Annotated in this window: 14 protein-coding genes; 1 reads left to right on the top strand and 13 read right to left on the bottom strand. The window is 60.2% G+C overall.

The genetic code is table 11. The features are described 5' to 3' along the window. Positions 1-8: 8 nt before the first annotated feature. On the bottom strand, positions 9-722 hold the full coding sequence (gene pgl / locus ACYZUC_RS26970; RefSeq protein ID WP_461991525.1) for a 6-phosphogluconolactonase: 714 nt from the start codon (positions 720-722) through the stop codon (positions 9-11). Then, positions 709-2,178: a glucose-6-phosphate dehydrogenase gene (gene zwf / locus ACYZUC_RS26965; RefSeq protein WP_192229118.1), complete on the bottom strand. Its 1,470-nt coding sequence runs from the start codon at positions 2,176-2,178 to the stop codon at positions 709-711. Before zwf ends, pgl begins: the two co-directional genes overlap by 14 nt. A gap of 242 nt (positions 2,179-2,420) precedes the next feature. Here zwf and ACYZUC_RS26960 point away from each other — a divergent pair, with 242 nt between their 5' ends. Further along, complete coding sequence (locus ACYZUC_RS26960) at positions 2,421-3,281, top strand: MurR/RpiR family transcriptional regulator (protein WP_177318169.1); 861 nt, start codon at positions 2,421-2,423, stop codon at positions 3,279-3,281. Between the two features lie 123 nt (positions 3,282-3,404). Here the strand turns inward: ACYZUC_RS26960 and ACYZUC_RS26955 are convergent, their stop codons facing one another. The 11 genes from ACYZUC_RS26955 to edd form a co-directional block, all read right to left on the bottom strand. Continuing rightward, on the bottom strand, positions 3,405-4,259 hold the full coding sequence (locus ACYZUC_RS26955; protein ID WP_461991523.1) for a D-hexose-6-phosphate mutarotase: 855 nt from the start codon (positions 4,257-4,259) through the stop codon (positions 3,405-3,407). Between the two features lie 114 nt (positions 4,260-4,373). Beyond that, the gene (locus ACYZUC_RS26950; protein ID WP_461991521.1) at positions 4,374-5,720 is read right to left on the bottom strand and encodes a carbohydrate porin; all 1,347 of its coding nucleotides are present in this window, start codon (positions 5,718-5,720) and stop codon (positions 4,374-4,376) included. A 206-nt stretch (positions 5,721-5,926) separates the two neighbouring features. After that, on the bottom strand, positions 5,927-7,087 hold the full coding sequence (locus tag ACYZUC_RS26945) for an ABC transporter ATP-binding protein (RefSeq protein ID WP_461991519.1): 1,161 nt from the start codon (positions 7,085-7,087) through the stop codon (positions 5,927-5,929). Between the two features lie 4 nt (positions 7,088-7,091). After that, complete coding sequence (locus ACYZUC_RS26940; RefSeq protein ID WP_084319031.1) at positions 7,092-7,937, bottom strand: carbohydrate ABC transporter permease; 846 nt, start codon at positions 7,935-7,937, stop codon at positions 7,092-7,094. After that, entirely contained in the window at positions 7,930-8,838 is a 909-nt protein-coding gene (locus tag ACYZUC_RS26935; RefSeq protein WP_084319029.1) for a carbohydrate ABC transporter permease, read from the bottom strand. Before ACYZUC_RS26935 ends, ACYZUC_RS26940 begins: the two co-directional genes overlap by 8 nt. Before the next feature lie 171 nt (positions 8,839-9,009). Continuing rightward, positions 9,010-10,317 (bottom strand): ABC transporter substrate-binding protein, encoded by a 1,308-nt coding sequence (locus tag ACYZUC_RS26930; RefSeq protein ID WP_461991516.1) that lies wholly within the window; start codon positions 10,315-10,317, stop codon positions 9,010-9,012. 117 nt (positions 10,318-10,434) lie between these two features. Further along, positions 10,435-11,694, bottom strand: a complete 1,260-nt coding sequence (locus tag ACYZUC_RS26925; RefSeq protein WP_461991514.1) for a D-mannose isomerase — start codon at positions 11,692-11,694, stop codon at positions 10,435-10,437. A 216-nt stretch (positions 11,695-11,910) separates the two neighbouring features. Next, positions 11,911-13,380, bottom strand: coding sequence for an ATP-binding protein (locus ACYZUC_RS26920; RefSeq protein ID WP_008031017.1), 1,470 nt, complete (start codon positions 13,378-13,380; stop codon positions 11,911-11,913). Then, positions 13,370-14,101 carry a response regulator gene (locus ACYZUC_RS26915; protein ID WP_008031015.1) on the bottom strand — a complete coding sequence of 244 codons (732 nt, stop codon included), beginning with the start codon at positions 14,099-14,101 and terminating at the stop codon, positions 13,370-13,372. Before ACYZUC_RS26915 ends, ACYZUC_RS26920 begins: the two co-directional genes overlap by 11 nt. Before the next feature lie 158 nt (positions 14,102-14,259). Beyond that, entirely contained in the window at positions 14,260-15,210 is a 951-nt protein-coding gene (locus ACYZUC_RS26910; RefSeq protein WP_461991512.1) for a glucokinase, read from the bottom strand. Then, complete coding sequence (gene edd / locus ACYZUC_RS26905; protein WP_461991510.1) at positions 15,207-17,033, bottom strand: phosphogluconate dehydratase; 1,827 nt, start codon at positions 17,031-17,033, stop codon at positions 15,207-15,209. The genes ACYZUC_RS26910 and edd overlap by 4 nt, the downstream gene beginning before the upstream one ends. Positions 17,034-17,156: the final 123 nt, after the last annotated feature.

The following is a 17,156-nucleotide window of genomic DNA, read 5'->3' as shown; positions in this document are numbered from 1 at the left end:
TCCTTGGCTCATGGGCACCAGTAAATCTCTAACGTGGGTTGCAGAAAGGCGCGCACCGGCATTTCGGCGACATCGTCACCGGCCAGCGCGAAACTCAGGGTGGTCAGCTTGGACTGACCGGAAATCGACAGAATCTTGTGTTTGGCCGAGGCCAGCAGCGCACGACTCATGGTCAGGCGCTGATGCGGCACGGTTGGCGCCAGCATCGGGTAGCAACGACGCTTGCCGTCGACTTTCAAGGCGTCGGCCAGGTTCGGGCTGTTCGGGAACAGCGACGCGGTGTGGCCATCGTCGCCCATGCCCAGCACCAGCACGTCAATCGCCGGCAGCTCGGCGAGCAGGCGATCAGCCTGTTCGGCCGCGTGCTCCAGGTTCGCGGTGGCGCTGTACAGGCTCAGGAACTGAGCCTTCGCCGCCGGGCCTTGCAACAGGTAACGCTTGAGCAGACCGGCATTGCTGTCAGCATGTTCAACCGGCACCCAGCGCTCGTCCGCCAGGCTGACCACCACGTTCGACCAGTCCAACGACTGCTTGGCCAAGTGCTGGAAAAACGCCACCGGACTGCGCCCGCCGGACACCACCAGCGTGGCCGTGCCTTGAGCATCAATCGCATCGCTCAGTTGCCTGGCCACCTGCAGTGCCAGGCCTTCGGCCAGCAGCACCGGGCTTTTGAACGCATGGGCGCTGACGCCCTGCGGCAATTGCAAATTAGATATCGCCATACCACGACCTCCCGTCCCGCGTGATCAGAGCAATGGAGCTCATCGGTCCCCAGGACCCGGCCGCGTACGGCTTGGGCGCATCACCGGATTTTTTCCACCCGGCGATCAACTGGTCACACCACTTCCACGCAGCTTCGATTTCATCTTTACGGACAAACAGGTTCTGATTGCCACGCATCACTTCCAGCAACAACCGCTCGTAGGCATCGGGGATCCGTGCGCTGCGCCAGGTGTCGGAAAAATTCAGCTGCAACGGACCGCTGCGCAGCTGCATGCCCTTGTCCAGGCCTTGTTCTTTGGTCATCACACGCAAGGAAATACCTTCGTCCGGTTGCAGGCGGATAATCAGCTTGTTGCTGATCTGCAGGCGCTGCTCCGGGGCGAAGATGTAGTGCGACGGTTCCTTGAAGTGGATGACGATCTGCGACAGCTTTTGCGGCATGCGCTTGCCGGTACGCAGGTAGAACGGCACGCCGGCCCAACGCCAGTTGCGGATGTCGGCACGCAGGGCGACGAAGGTTTCGGTGTCGCTCTGGGTGTTGGAATTCGGTTCTTCCAGGTAGCCAGGAACTGATTTTCCTTCGCTGTAACCGGCGATGTACTGGCCGCGCACCACTTGCGTGGTCAGGCCTTCCGGGCTGATCGGCGCCAGCGCCTTGAGCACTTTGACTTTCTCGTCACGGATGCTGTCGGCGGACAGGTCGGCCGGCGGGTCCATGGCAATCAGGCAGAGCAGTTGCAGCAGGTGATTCTGGATCATGTCCCGCAGCTGACCGGCCTTGTCGAAGTAGCCCCAGCGGCCTTCGATCCCGACCTTCTCGGCCACGGTGATTTCCACGTGGGAAATGTAATTCTGGTTCCACTGGGTTTCGAACAGGCTGTTGGCGAAACGCAGGGCAATGAGGTTTTGAACGGTCTCTTTGCCCAGGTAGTGGTCGATGCGGTAGGTGCGGTTCTCCGGGAAGAACTGCGCCACGGCGTCGTTGACCTTGCGCGAGGATTCGAGGTCCGAACCGATAGGCTTTTCCAGCACTACGCGGGTGTTCTCGGCCAGACCGACCTTCGCCAGGTTCTCGCAGATCGCGCCATAAACGGCGGCCGGCGTGGCGAAGTAGGCAATCACCCGCTGGGCGCTGCCAGCCAGTTCGGCAAGGGCTACGTAATCGTCAGCCTTGAGGAAATCGACGTGCAGGTAGCTCAAACGAGACAGGAAGCGCTCGACCACCGCCTCGTCCAGCTCTTTGGCACCGACGTAGCGGCGCAGCTCGGAAGCGATGAACGCCAGATGCTCCTGTTCGCTACCGGGCTCACGGGCCAGCGCGATGATGCGCGTGTCCTCGTGCAGCAGGCCTGCGCCATCGAGTTGATAGAGGGCAGGAAACAGCTTGCGCAGGGCCAGATCGCCAAGCGCGCCGAACAAGGCAAAGGTGCACGGTTCAACCGTAATCGAAGGCATGATGTTTGTTCTTTTATCAAGTTAAGCTACAAATACCTTTTTTCAAGGCATCGCTCAAGAGAAAATGTAGTAATAACCACAACATTTTCGCAAAATACAGATTCCGAGTGGTGGTCGGTTGGAGCCATCAGTAGGATAGGCCACCGCTTGGGGCCCTATCAAAGGCCCAATTTGCATAGCAACACCCTTATTTGCATCGCAGTGCACTCTTGTAGGTGCACCAAGGAAATCATATGGACCGCGTGCGAAATTTACTGGAACAGATCCAGAATCGCCTTGAAGACCTGAACAAGGCGGAACGCAAAGTCGCCGAAGTGATCCTGCTCAACCCACAGCAGGCTACCCGGTTCAGCATCGCCGCCCTCGCCCAGGCCTCCAAGGTCAGCGAGCCGACGGTCAACCGTTTCTGCCGTTCGTTCGGCGTCAGCGGCTACCCGGAACTCAAGCTTCAGCTCGCCCAGAGCCTGGCCAGTGGCGCGGCGTATGTCAGCCGCGCGGTCGAGGCCGACGACAATCCGGAAGCCTATACCAAGAAGATTTTCGGCAGCGCCATCGCGTCGCTGGACAGTGCCTTGCAGGCGCTGGACCCGAACCTGATCAGCCGCGCCGTCGACTTGCTGATCCAGGCCCGGCAGATTCACTTCTTCGGCCTCGGCGCCTCAGCCCCGGTGGCGCTGGATGCGCAGCACAAATTCTTCCGCTTTAACCTGGCCGTCACCGCCCATGCGGACGTGCTGATGCAGCGCATGATTGCCTCGGTGGCCCACACCGGCGAGTTGTTCGTGATCATTTCCTACACCGGCCGCACCCGCGAACTGGTGGAAGTGGCGCGTATCGCCCGGGAAAACGGCGCGTCGGTGCTCGGCTTGACCGCCGAAGGTTCGCCGCTGGCCAAGGCCAGTACCTTGAGCCTGAACATCCCACTACCGGAAGACACCGACATCTACATGCCGATGACTTCGCGGATCATTCAGCTCACCGTGCTGGACGTGCTGGCGACCGGCATGACGTTGCGCCGTGGCGTGGATTTCCAGCCGCATTTGCGCAAGATCAAAGAGAGTTTGAATGCGAGTCGGTATCCGATTGGGGATGAGTTTAATTAATCAGGTTTGAGTAGTTTGTCGGCTGATAGTCCGTCTTCGCGGGCAAGCCTCGCTCCTACAGGTTCAGGGTGACCTGTAGGAGCGAGGCTTGCCCGCGAAGGCGTCAGCCGCAACACAGCTGAATCAAGCACCCACCCGCGCCTGCAAACTCAAATGCGCTTTCTGCCCCGGCGCCAGGCTCAGGCTATCGGTCCCGCCGCTCGCCGCCTCGACACACACAAACTCGGAAATCTCATTCCAGCTCACCCCCAGCAATGGACGCGTCCCCGGGTGCCAGACCACCGTGTCCGCATCATCCCCGGTATCGATGCACAATTCCCGCTGCCACGCGTGGTCCTTGAGCTGCAATTCGCCGTCATGCTGGAACACCCGCTGGCAGCCACCCTCTACCCGCAACTCGCCTTCCTGCTGACAAACCTGGCGGTTCAACTGGTCGTAACCGTGCGCTCCGTCGAGCCCAGACAGCGCTATCTCACCGACATCACCAATACGCCAATAGGCGTGCAATGCCTGGCTCAATTGGCACGGCAGGCTGTCCTGATGCTCGGTGCTCAGGCGCAACTCCATGCGTTCGCCAAGGTGCGCATGCAGGTCCACTTGCCAGTCGCACAACTGCAATTGCCAGTGCAGGCGCACGCCGTCGTCGTCATGACGGCTGTCGAGCAGCTTCCAGTCCAGCAAGCGTGCCCAACCATGGGACGGCCAGGCGTTTTCGCTCGGATGGCGGCCATACCACGGCCAGCACACCGGCACGCCGCCACGAATCGCACCGACATGCGGCCACTTCGCCGCGCACCAGAGCCAGGGCTTCTGATCCTTGGGCTGAAAATGCAGCAACTGCGCGCCCTGACGACTGAACACCGCCTGACACAGCGGGTGATCGATCACCAAAACGTCGCGCATCTGATAGCGCTCCCACGCAAACACCGGACGTTCGCGCAAGGATTTGAAGAAGCGTTGTAGCGGATGCTCATGCATGTGCCACGGTCCTGAAAATCAGCTGTCACCGGGGTGTGCCGCCCCCAAAAAAAAGCGGACAGCCTAGGCTGTCCGCAAAAATGCGCACATAGAGAGGAGCTTATCGCAACAGCGTTAGAACACCGACTGAATTTTCAGGCCGGCGACCAGCGCGTTATCGACTTCATCCACACCGCCCGGGTGAGTGATGTATTGCAGGTTAGGACGCACGGTCAGCCAGTTGGTAACGTGGAAGCCGTAGTTGATCTCGTAGTTGTACTCGGTGGTACGCAGTGGCGAGAACCGTGGATCGTTGTAGTCCGTGACATTGTTGGCGGCGTTGACCAGCTCGGCGTTTTTCTTCACGTCATCGTTGACATGGATACGCGCGAAACCGATACCGACGTCATCTTTCGGACGAGCATCGAACGGGCCTTTGTACACAAACATCAACGACTGGTAGTTGTCGACGAAGTTGGTGTCCTTGTCGTGGAACGTGGCGTTGGCCGAAACGGTCAGGCCGCGGCTCTTGTCACCGTTGTGGTCGGTCAGCTGTTGCTGCGCCACGAACCAGTAGCCGGACTTGCTGTTGTGGCTGCGGTAGGCGTTGCCGCTGGTGGCTGCATCAGCACCGTTGTCGTCTTCACGAACGTCATCGGCATTGGCCGTGCTTTTGTAGTAACCGACACGGTATTCGCCCGGCAGGTTGTTAGGGTTAGGCAACCAGACCAGCTCCACCGGCAACACGGTGCCTTCTGTACCACTGCCGCTTAGCTTGAAGCCGTTACCGTGCTCCAGTTGAGTCGGGTTCTGGTTGTACGCGCCGATCTGCGCATAGAACTCAGGCGAGATGTTGTACTTCACGCGGATCGCGGCCTGGCTGATCGGCCAGTTGTACCAGATGTTGGTCGCCCAGTTACCCACTTGGGAACCGCAGAACGCCAGGTTCTGGAACTCGCAAGGGAAGGTGTTGAAGTCTTCGCCTTCGCCAAAGTAACCGGCCTTGACGTCCAGTTTGCCGTCGAGGAACTGGTGCTTGATCCACAGCTGGGTCAGACGGACCATATGGCCGCGACCGTAGACTTCCTGGGAAGAACTCAAGGTGCCGGCACGCGGGTCGCCGACACGGTCATTGGAGATGTTCTCGCCGTTACGGTTGGTCAGCTGGATCTTCGCCTGGGTGTTATCCCAGCCCCACAGTTTTTGCAGGTCCAGTGCCACGCCCAAACCAAACTGGTCGGCGTAACGCGCTGTCTTGTCGTTGTTGTAGCCGCCGTGAAGGTTCCCGCCCACTTCACCGACGTAGTCCATCTTGATGTCGATGCCTTGCTCGATCAGCTTGGTCCGCTCACCACCCCAATCACCGGTCATCCATTCGGAATCAGCGCTGAACGCGTCAGCCGCGTGCACACTACCGGCCAGCATCATTGCCGCAATTGCCGACAACTGGCAGATAAGCTGAGCGTTGTTGTTCTTCTTCATCCCTACATCCTCGTTTTATTGTTATTAACTGTTTTTATCTAACGCGGTTACATCAGTTGCGATGCGCGACAGGCCGCCCACCGCATATCCCCCTTGTAGGAGCCGGCTTGCTGGCGATGGCGGTGTGTCAGTCGACATTTGCGTTGAATGACACGCCGCTATCGTCGGAACGCCGCCCGCAGCAAGCCGGCTCCTACATTTGATCTTCATCGGCCTTTGAATTGGGTAACGTTGGCAGCTCGTGTCTCAGCTTGCGGTTGACCGGCCACCCCCAGGCGCTCCCCGGTCTTGGCATCGAACAGCAGCACTTTCGATGGATCGAATTGCAGGGTCAGGGTCTCGCCCACGGCCGGCGCAACGTCCGGCGCCAGGCGGCAGCAGACTTTGGTTTCATTCAGATTGACGAACACCAGCGTGTCCGGACCGGTCGGTTCGGTGACCTGCACTTCGGCGCGAATAGTCGGCAAACCATTCGGCTCGCTGCCCGCCAGCACGATCTGCTCCGGGCGCATGCCGAGGATCACTTCGCGATCTTCCAGACCGGCGTCCTGCATGCCCAACGGCAATTCGCAGCGCGCCTGACCGCTGTCGAGCAGCGCCACCAGACGACCGTCCTTGCGCTGCAAGCGCAGGGGAATGAAGTTCATCGGTGGCGAACCGATGAAGCTCGCCACGAACAGGTTGGCCGGGTTGTTGTAGATGTCTTTCGGCGTGCCGAACTGCTGAATGATCCCGTCCTTCATCACCGCCACTTTGTCGCCCAGCGTCATCGCTTCGATCTGGTCGTGGGTCACGTAGACCGTGGTGGTTTTCAGGCGCTGGTGCATCAGTTTCATTTCAGTGCGCATCTCGACGCGCAGCTTGGCGTCGAGGTTGGACAGCGGTTCGTCGAACAGGTAAATCTTCGGCCGCCGCGCCAGGGCACGGCCCATCGCCACACGCTGCTGTTGACCGCCGGAGAGCTGGCCGGGCTTGCGGCTGAGCAGGTGCTCGATCTGCAACAGCTTGGAGACGCGAGCGACTTCTTCGTCGATTTCGGCGGCGGGCATTTTGCGAATCTTCAGGCCGAAGGCGATGTTGTCGCGCACGCTCATGGTCGGGTACAGCGCGTAGGACTGGAACACCATGGCGATGTCGCGATCTTTCGGGCTCATGCCGCTGATGTCGGCGTCATCCACCAGGATCGCGCCGCCACTGATGTTTTCCAGGCCGGCGATGCAGTTCATCAGCGTGGATTTACCGCAGCCCGACGGACCGACCAGGATCAGGAATTCCCCGTCATCGATCTTCAGTTCGATGTTTTTCAGGGTGTCCGGCAAACCGGCGCCGTAGGTCTTGTTGACGTTGCGTAATTCGAGAGTTGCCATGTTTCTACCCCTTGACCGCGCCGGACGTCAGCCCACGCAGGAAATACTTGCCAGCGAATATGTAGACCAGCAGTGTCGGCAGCCCGGCGATCATCGCGGCGGCCATATCAACGTTGTATTCCTTGGCCCCGGTGCTGGTGTTGACCAGGTTGTTCAGGGCCACGGTAATTGGCTGGGCATCGCCACTGGCGAAGACCACACCGAACAGGAAGTCATTCCAGATCTGGGTGAACTGCCAGATCAGGCAGACCATCACGATCGGGATCGACATCGGCAGCAGGATCTTCCAGAAAATCGTGAAGAAGCCTGCGCCATCCAGGCGTGCAGCCTTGACCAGCGCATCCGGAATGCTCACGTAGTAGTTGCGGAAGAACAGCGTGGTGAACGCCAGGCCGTAGACCACGTGCACCAGCACCAGACCGGTGGTGGTGTTGGCCAGGCCGAACTTGCCGAGGGTGAACGACGCCGGCAGCAGCACGGTCTGGAATGGCAGGAAGCAGCCAAACAGCAGCAGACCGAAGAACAACTGCGAGCCACGGAAGCGCCACATCGACAGCACGTAGCCGTTCATGGCACCGATGAAGGTCGAGATCAAAACCGCCGGCACGGTGATTTTCACCGAGTTCCAGAAGTACCCGCCGACCACGTCCCAGGCCTTGATCCAGCCTATGCCGTCAATGACGGTCGGCCAGCTCAGCAGGTTGCCGGTACGGATGTCTTCCGGGGATTTGAAGCTGGTCAGCAGCATCACGATCAGCGGAATCAGGTACACCGCAGCGGCCAGCAGAAGCGTGGCGTAAATCGCAATGCGGCTGAAACTCAGCGTCGGTTTTCCGAGTTGATTAGTCATGGCGTTTGCCTCGCAGCTCGGAGTACAGGTACGGCACGAGGATGGTCAGCACGGCACCGAGCATCAGCATGGCGCTGGCCGAACCGATGCCCATCTGGCCACGGCTGAAGGTGAAGGAATACATGAACATCGCCGGCAGGTCGGACGAGTAGCCGGGACCGCCCGCCGTCATCGCCGCCACCAGATCGAAGCTCTTGATCGCGATGTGCGCGAGGATCATGAAGGCGCTGAAAAACACCGGGCGCAGGCTCGGCAGGACGATCTTCAAATAGATGGTCGGCAGGCTCGCACCGTCGACTTGTGCGGCACGGATGATCGATTGATCGACACCGCGCAGACCGGCCAGGAACATCGCCATCACAAACCCGGAGGCTTGCCACACGGCAGCGATCACCAGGCAGTACACCACGCGATCCTGATCCACCAGCCAGTCGAGACGGAAGCCTTCCCAGCCCCAGTCACGCAGCATCTTGTCCAGGCCCAGGCCTGGGTTGAGCAGCCATTTCCACGCGGTACCGGTGACGATCATCGACAGCGCCATCGGGTACAGGTAAACGGTGCGGATGAAGCCTTCCTTGCGAATGCGCTGGTCCAGCAGCACCGCGAGAAACACGCCCAATACCAGGCTGATGCCGATGAACATGCCGCCGAAGAGCGCGAGGTTCTTGCTCGCGACCCACCAGCGATCGTTGTCCATCAGGCGCATGTATTGCTGCAGGCCGACCCATTTGTAGCTCGGCATGAAGCTGGAATTGGTGAAGGACAGTACGAATGTCCAGATGATGTAACCGTAGAAACCAACCAACACGATGAGCATGCTTGGCGCGAGTACCAACTTGGGTAACCAGCGTTGCAGCGCATCGAACGGTGAGGCTTTGCTGAAAACCGCCACAGAGCTCATCGGGATAATCCATTGGAGAAGTGAGTATCTGTAGGAGCGAGGCTTGCCCGCGAAGGCGGCGTAACTGTCGACAACTCTGTTGAATGTCAGACTGCTTTCGCGGGCAAGCCTCGCTCCTACAAGGGGAACGGTCCCAGAAAATTGCCGCAGGCGAGCCCGCGGCCTCAGGGATTACTGGGCGGCTTTGACAGCCGATGCCAGTTGGGCGCTGGCCTTGGCCGGGTCAGCGTCCTTGTCGTTCATGAAGTTGGTGACCACATCGAAGATCGCGCCTTGCACGGCCAGGGAAGTGGCCATGTTGTGCGCCATGCTTGGTTGCAGGCCGCCGGTCTTCTCGTCCGCCAGGAAGTCCTTGGCGGCGGTTTGAGCGCAGGCGTCGAAACCGAGCTTGTCCATCTCGTTCAGCATGTCGGTACGGACCGGGATCGACCCCTTGTTGATGCTGAAGACTTTCTGGAAATCGGTACCCAGAGCAACCTTGGCCAGGTCTTGCTGGGCGGCGATGTCACCCTTGCGATCAGCTTTCAACTTGAATACAGCCATCGAGTCGATGTTGTAGGTGAAGGCTTTTTCGGTGCCCGGGAACGGCACGCACTGGTAGTCCTTGCCGGCGATTTTCTTCGCCGCAGTCCATTCGCTTTTCGCCCAGTCGCCCATCATCTGCATACCGGCCTTGCCGTTGATGACGTCGGCGGCAGCGATGTTCCAGTCACGACCGGCGCGGTTCGGGTCCATGTAGCCGGTGAGTTTTTTCAGCTCGGTGAACGACTTGGTCATTTCCGGCCCGGACAGGGTTTTCTGATCCAGGTCTACCAGCGCTTTTTTGTAACCGTCAGCGCCCATGACCGAGAGCACCACGTCTTCAAACACGGTGCTGTCCTGCCAAGGCTGACCACCGTGGGCGAGCGCGATGAAGCCGGCGGCTTTGAGCTTGTCGCCGGCGGCGTAGAATTCTTCGAGGGTGGTCGGTGCTTTGTCGATCCCGGCTTTCTTGAACACTTCCGGGTTGATCCACAGCCAGTTCACACGGTGAATGTTCACCGGAACGGCCACGTAGTCGCCTTCGTATTTGACGGTGTCGGAGACTTTCTTGATCAGCAGGTTATCCCAGCCTTCGGACTTGGAAACGTCTTTCAGGGTGTCGGTGCTGAGCAGGCCAGTGCTGCCCCACTCCTGGATGTCCGGGCCTTTGATCTGGGCAACGCCTGGCGGGTTACCGGCGACAGCGCGGCTTTTCAGTACGGTCATGGCCGTGGAACCGCCACCACCGGCGACTGCGCCATCCTTCCAGGTGAAGCCGTCTTTTTCGACCTGGGCCTTGAGGACATCGACCGCTGCTTTTTCACCACCCGACGTCCACCAGTGAACAACTTCCACCGAACCTTTGGAATCGGCGGCAAGGGCACTGAGGGGAAATGCACTGAGGGGAAGCAGCGACGCGAGAGAAATGACAGTAGCGAGGCGAGAAATCGCATTCATCTAGTAGTACCTTTCTTGTTGTTATGCATGCAAGTCTGGTGCTTGCGCTGCATAGGATTTTAAACAGGAGTCATCCCTTCGCAGGTAACGAAGGGACGCGTGAATGTCACCGCATGGTTACATAGAACCGCTCTGGGACAGACTCGCCAAGGCACTGGCCATGCTCGGCGCCAACGGCAGGCGCGGAATCAACACGGCTTGCCAGGCGTGATAGAGATCGGGTTTGCCGGCCCAGATATCGGCGCTCGGACGGTTCTGCGGATCGAGCTCGTGATACCAACTGCCCTCGCAGCGGTCGATGAAATGACTGTCACAAAATTCCCAGAACAGTCGGTACCAGGTTTCATATTGCTCATCGCCCGTGCGTTTAAGCAGCGCGCTGGCGGCGGCGCTGGCTTCACAATGGGTCCAGTGCAAGCGATGGCGAACCACCGCGCGATTATCCCAATCGAGGGTGTAGACAATCCCGGGTAACCCGTCGACATCCCAGCCGTGGCGGCAGTTGTGCTCGAAGAGTTTTTGCGCGTCGCTCGCGAGCCAACCGGGCGTCAGCATCCCGGCCTGTACTCGCGCAGCTTCGAGGTGCAGCAACAGTCGGGCCCATTCGAAGCCGTGGCCTGGCGTTGTGCCGTAAGGACGGAAACCGTCGGCCGGGTTGTCGTGGTTGTAGTCGCGCAACGGCTGCCAGTCGCGGTCGAAATGCTCGACCACCAGGTAATCGTTGGCGGCTGCGTGACCATGGATCACGCGCTCGACGATCCGTTGCGCACGGCACAACCAGCGATTGTCTTGCGTGACATCGGCCAGTGCCAGGAAGGCTTCGGTGGCGTGCATGTTGCTGTTAGCGCCGCGATAACTTTCCTCTTCACGCCAGTCGCGATTGAAGGATTCGCGCATTGCGCCCTCCTCCTCGCTCCAGAAATACGTGTCGATGATGTGGATCGCGTCATCAAGCAAGGCCTGTGCGCCGGGACGCTGCGCCACCACGGCGGAACTGGCGGCCAGGGCAACGAAGGCGTGCAGGTACGCGGCCTTGCCGGTGTTGTCGTCAAGAGGATGCGCGGTGGCGAACCAGCCGCCATGCTCAGCATCGCGCAACGGCCCGCGAAGGGCATTGATGCCGTGATCCACCAGCTCGGCGAAACCCGGCAGGCCCTGGATGTGCGCCATGGCGAAGCTGTGGGTCATGCGCGCGGTGTTCATGGTTTCAGCGTGGGCGTTGGCCGGGAGACAGCCTTTTTCATCGAGATTGCCGAAGCCCTCGGGAAGCTTCGAAGCCTTGGCGAATGCCAGCAGGCGCAAGCCTTCGGCGGCGAGCCATTGCTGATGGGACGGTGCGTTCAGCCAACTGCTGAACGCGGGTTGGAAGGTGTCCATGGGGTGCCTTTTTTGTTGTTATGACTGCGGGCAGTCTAAACAACGGGCGGTGGCGGGCTTGTAACGAAGGGGGCGAGTTATGTCACCAAGCCGTGACAATTGCAGGGCGTGGCGCCTATTTGCTTTTGTAGGAGCCGGCTTGCTGGCGATCAACGATAACGCGGTGTGTCAGGCACGCCGCTATCGCCAGCAAGCCGGCTCCTACAGGGTTGTGTGTCAGTCGATTGATCGAGGCAATTGGAGCGTCACCCGCAACCCACCCTCACGCAGGTTTTGCAGGCTGACTTCCCCGCCATGGCTATGGGCAATGTTGCGCGCAATGCCCAACCCCAAGCCATAACCCTGCTGCTGCCCGGCCAGACGAAAGTGCGGCTCGAACACCTGCTCCAGCCGCTGCTCCGGCACACCCGGCCCTTCGTCATCGACATGCAGGACAAACGCGTTCTCGTCGTCATCGATGTGCAGGTGCGCGTTCTGACCGTACTTCAAGGCGTTGTCGATCAGGTTGCCGATGCAGCGCTTGAGCGCCAGCGGTTTGCCCGGATACGCCGCCAGCGCCCGACCCTGCTGGGTCACGCGACCGTTGCCGTTAGGCGCCAGATACGGTTCCACCAGGCAATCGAGCACATGGTTGAGGTCCACCTGTTCGATGTTTTCGTGAATGTCAGTGTCTTTCACGCATTGCAGCGCACCTTTGACCAGCAGCTCCAATTCATCGAGATCACGACCGAATTTGGCTTGCAGCTTTTCGTCCTCAAGCAATTCGACACGCAGACGCAAGCGGGTAATCGGCGTGCGCAAATCATGGGAAATCGCGCTGAACAACTGGCTGCGTTCAGTCAGGTAACGGCTGATACGTTCGCGCATCGCATTGAAGGCGCGCCCCACTTCGACCACTTCACTGCCGCCGCCCTCCGCCACCGGCTCGACTTCCGCCCCGAGGGACATATCCCGCGCCGCCCGCGCCAAACGCTTGAGCGGCCGGCTCTGCCAATGCACCAGCAAGCCGATGAACAACAGCAAAAAGCCGCTGGTGAGGACGATGAACCAGACTTGCTGCGCTGGCAGGCCTTGCTCTTCAAGGCTGGTGTAGGGCTCGGGCAACAGCGAGGCGATGTACAGCCATTCGCCCGGCGCCATCTGGATTTGCGTGACCAGCACCGGCGGATTCACCGGTTCAAGGGTCAGTGCGTAATGCGCCCAGGAACGCGGCAGCTCATCCAGTTTCAGGCCACCGTTGAAGATCCGCAGGTCTTCGGGGCTGACGAAGGTCACCGAGATATCGGTGTCCTGTCCGAGCGACTGGCGCAGCACTTCGTCCACGGCTTTGAGCACCGCCTCTTTGCGCGGCGTGATCGGCAGCACTTCCATGCCCAAGGGTTTGTCGTTGAGGGTCACCACGAAACGGGTGCCGCCCATGCTGCGCAACTGATCGAGCACCAGCGGCCTGAACGCCACCGGCAACGAGCGAAAGTAACTGACGCTGGCGGTCATCGAATGGGCAAGGCTGCGGGCGCTGGTGACCAGGCCTTCGAGCTGCGTGGCACGCAATTGCGAGACCCAGATCACGCTCGACAACGTCTGCGCGAACAACACGGCCAGCAAGGTCAGTAGCAGCATCCGCCCGAGCAGCGAACGCGGGACCGGAATCTTTGCCGCGAGCTTGCGCAAAACCTCAGTGACCATTGCTGGCAACCACATTGGCCGCCAACTGATAACCGCTGCCGCGCACGGTGCGAATCAGTCGTGGCGGTTTTTCGGTATCACGCAGGCGTTGGCGTAAACGGCTGACGGCCATGTCGACGATTCGGTCGAGAGGCATCAGGTCGCGTCCACGGGTGGCGTTGCCGATGGTGTCTCGGTCGAGGATTTCCTGGGGGTGATCGAGGAACAGTTTCAGCAGGGCGAAATCGGCGCCGGAGAGAATCACTTCTTCGCCATCGATGTGGAACAGCCGATGGCTGACCATGTCCAGTCGCCAGTCATCAAAGGCCAGCACTTCACTGCCGGAACGCTCCTGGCCGAATTGCGCACGACGCAACAAGGCTTTGATCCGCGCCTGCAATTCACGAGGGCTGAAGGGTTTGCCGAGGTAGTCGTCGGCGCCCAGTTCCAGGCCGATGACGCGGTCGGCTTCGTCGGAGCTGGCGGTGAGCATGATGATCGGCACTTGCGCCTGACGCGGGTGCTGGCGAATCCAGCGACAGAGGCTGAAGCCGTCTTCGTCGGGCAGCATCACATCGAGGATCACCAGATCGCTCGGCGCATCGTTCAACGCCTGGCGGAAACCGGCGCCGTCGGGCGTGGTACGTACCTGGAAACCCGCGCGGGTCAGGTAGGTGTCCAGCAACTCGCGTATCTCTTGATCGTCATCGACCAACAAAATCGACTTGTTGACTGAGCTCACGGGGCGGCGTCCTTGTTGTTTGAATTGGGCGGATTATGCCTGATCGATCATAAATCTATGTGTCTGTTCCGGCCTCTTCGCGGGCAAGCCTCGCTCCTACAGGTTGCTTCGGTGCTTCCGTAGGAGCGAGGCTTGCCCGCGAAGGTTGCGACGCGGCTTCAAGCCTGATCGAGCGCCACACCCGCACCCACCAGCCCGGAATACGGCGCCGTCACCAGCCACACCGGAATCCCCTTGAAGTAGTCGCTCATGCAACCCTTGTCGGCAAAGCACCGCGCAAAACCGCTTTCGAGGAAAAAATCGGCAAACCGCGGAATCACTCCACCGACGATAAACACACCACCGCGCGCGCCCGTGGTGAGCACGTTGTTGCCCGCCACGCGACCGAGCCAGCAACAGAACTGTTCCAGCACTTCCAGCGCAATCGGATCACCCGCCAGGCCGGCGGCGGTGATCGCTTCCGGCGTTTCGAGCACAGGTGTGTGCCCGTCCACCGCGCAAATCGCCCGATAGACGCGCGGCAAGCCGCTGCCACTCAACGCCGTTTCAGCGCTGACATGCCCGATCTCGCTGAAGATGTGTTGCCACAACTGAGTTTCACGCGGACTGCTCAACGGCAAATCGACGTGACCACCCTCGCCCGGCAATGCAGCAAAACGCCCTTCGCCGAGATCAAGCAAAGTACCGACGCCCAGCCCCGTGCCCGGACCAATCACCACCGCCGGGCGCAACGGTTCCGGCGTACCTTCGCAAACCACGCGGAATTCGCCCGGCTGCAAACGGGTCATGCCCAGCGCCATCGCCGAGAAGTCGTTGACCAGCAGCAGTTGCTCCACTTGCAAGGTCTGGCAGAACGCCTTGCGACTGAGGCGCCAGTGATTGTTGGTGAACTTGAATTCATCACCGCTCACCGGGCCGGCCACTGACAGGCACACGGAACCAATCGAACCCGGCGCCAGCCCCTGCCCGTTCAGATAGACACTGATCGCCTCTTCCGGGCTGGGAAAATCTGCCGTTGCCAGCACCTGGACCGATTCCAGCTGCTGGTTTTTCCACAACGCGAAACGTGCGTTGGTCCCACCGATGTCACCGACCAAAGCCAGTTTCAATTAAGCGTCTCCAGGGCAGAAGTAAAGGCGCTGGCGCCCTGCTCTGCGGAGCTGAAGGCCATGCGCATGAAACCAAACAGCTCGCGACCGGTGCCAATGTTGTTGCCCAACAGGCCCTTGGCCGGCGTGCGCGCTGCGAATTCTTCGGCGTCCACCTTAAGCTCCAAAGTGCCTTTGACGCCATCGACGCGGATGATATCCCCCTCTTGGACTCGCGCCAAAGCGCCGCCCACGTAAGCTTCGGGGCTGACGTGAATCGCCGCCGGGATTTTCCCCGAGGCACCGGACATGCGCCCGTCAGTGACCAGCGCGACTTTGAAACCGCGATCCTGCAGCACGCCGAGGAACGGCGTCATCTTGTGCAGTTCCGGCATGCCGTTGGAGCGCGGCCCCTGGAAGCGCATCACCGCGACAAAGTCCTTCTCCAGCAAACCGGCCTTGAACGCGTCGGCCAGATCCTGTTGATCCTGGAACACCATCGCCGGTGCTTCGACAATCTGGTTTTCCAAGGCGACCGCCGAGACTTTCATCACGCCACGACCGAGGTTGCCTTCCATCACGCGCAAGCCGCCCTCGGGCGAAAACGCACGCGCCACCGGGCGCAGGATGGTTTCATCGAGGCTGTCGGTGACGCCTTCGCGCCATACCAGCTCACCGTTATCGAGGAACGGTTCCTTCGTGTAACGGCTCAGGCCGTGGCCCAGAACCGTGTTGACATTTTCGTGGAGCAAGCCGGCTTCCATCAGTTCGCGGATCAGGAACGACATGCCGCCCGCCGCCTGGAAGTGGTTGATGTCGGCTTTGCCGTTCGGGTAGACGTGGCTCAGGGTCGGCACGACTTCGGAGAGGTCGGCCATGTCCTGCCAGGTCAGTTGAATGCCCGCCGCCATGGCAATCGCCGGCATGTGCAAGGTGTGGTTGGTCGAACCGCCGGTGGCGTTCAGTGCCACGATGGAGTTGACCAGCGAACGCTCATCGACGATTTCGCCGATCGGCATGAAGTTGCCATTCTGCTTGGTCAGGCGCGTGACCTGATGCGCCGCTTCGCGGGTCAGGGCATCGCGCAACGGCGTGTTAGGGTTGACGAAAGAGGCGCCCGGCAAGTGCAGGCCCATGACTTCCATCAGCAACTGGTTGGTGTTGGCGGTGCCGTAGAAGGTGCAGGTGCCAGGGCTGTGGTAGGAGTTCATTTCCGATTCCAGCAGCTCTTCGCGCGAGGCCTTGCCTTCGGCATAGCGCTGACGCACATCGGCTTTCTGCTTGTTGGAAATGCCCGAGACCATCGGCCCGCCCGGTACGAAAATCATCGGCAGATGACCGAAGCGCAACGCGCCCATCATCAGGCCCGGCACGATCTTGTCGCAGATGCCGAGCATCAGCGCGCCATCGAACATGTTGTGAGAAAGGGCAACAGCGGTGGACAGCGCGATCACTTCACGGCTTGGCAGGCTCAGTTCCATGCCCGGCTCGCCTTGGGTCACGCCATCGCACATCGCCGGGGTGCCGCCGGCGAACTGGCCGACGGAGCCGATTTCGCGCAGGGCTTTTTTGATCAGTTCAGGAAAGACTTCGTACGGCTGATGCGCCGAGAGCATGTCGTTATATGACGAAACAATCGCGATGTTCGCGGAGTTCATCATTCGCAGGCTGTTCTTGTCTTCGGTGCCGCAACCGGCCACGCCGTGGGCGAAGTTGGCGCATTGCAGCTTGCCGCGCATCGGACCGTCGCTGGCCGCACCGCGAATGAGCGCAAGGTAAGCCTCGCGGGTTGCGCGGCTGCGGGCGATAAGCCGTTCGGTGACCTCAAGGACGCGGGGATGCATGTGTAGAACTCCAGGCTAACGGATGTGGCGACCTGATTGTCTATGCTGAACAAGAGCCGTTGTTGATGGGATGACAAACGGCTTTCTTGATCATTCGGACCAGTTGATTCAGGTCACTCGTTG

Source organism: Pseudomonas sp. GT1P32 (assembly GCF_054897805.1).
Note: the sequence above shows the minus strand (reverse complement) of the source record. Positions and strands in the feature narration are given on the sequence as shown.

Coding starts and splice junctions, on each gene's coding strand:
- pgl (WP_461991525.1), bottom strand. CDS start 722: ATGGCGATATCTAATTTGCAATTGCCGCAGGGCGTCAGCGCCCATGCG.
- zwf (WP_192229118.1), bottom strand. CDS start 2,178: ATGCCTTCGATTACGGTTGAACCGTGCACCTTTGCCTTGTTCGGCGCG.
- ACYZUC_RS26955 (WP_461991523.1), bottom strand. CDS start 4,259: ATGCATGAGCATCCGCTACAACGCTTCTTCAAATCCTTGCGCGAACGT.
- ACYZUC_RS26950 (WP_461991521.1), bottom strand. CDS start 5,720: ATGAAGAAGAACAACAACGCTCAGCTTATCTGCCAGTTGTCGGCAATT.
- ACYZUC_RS26945 (WP_461991519.1), bottom strand. CDS start 7,087: ATGGCAACTCTCGAATTACGCAACGTCAACAAGACCTACGGCGCCGGT.
- ACYZUC_RS26940 (WP_084319031.1), bottom strand. CDS start 7,937: ATGACTAATCAACTCGGAAAACCGACGCTGAGTTTCAGCCGCATTGCG.
- ACYZUC_RS26935 (WP_084319029.1), bottom strand. CDS start 8,838: ATGAGCTCTGTGGCGGTTTTCAGCAAAGCCTCACCGTTCGATGCGCTG.
- ACYZUC_RS26930 (WP_461991516.1), bottom strand. CDS start 10,317: ATGAATGCGATTTCTCGCCTCGCTACTGTCATTTCTCTCGCGTCGCTG.
- ACYZUC_RS26925 (WP_461991514.1), bottom strand. CDS start 11,694: ATGGACACCTTCCAACCCGCGTTCAGCAGTTGGCTGAACGCACCGTCC.
- ACYZUC_RS26920 (WP_008031017.1), bottom strand. CDS start 13,380: ATGGTCACTGAGGTTTTGCGCAAGCTCGCGGCAAAGATTCCGGTCCCG.
- edd (WP_461991510.1), bottom strand. CDS start 17,033: ATGCATCCCCGCGTCCTTGAGGTCACCGAACGGCTTATCGCCCGCAGC.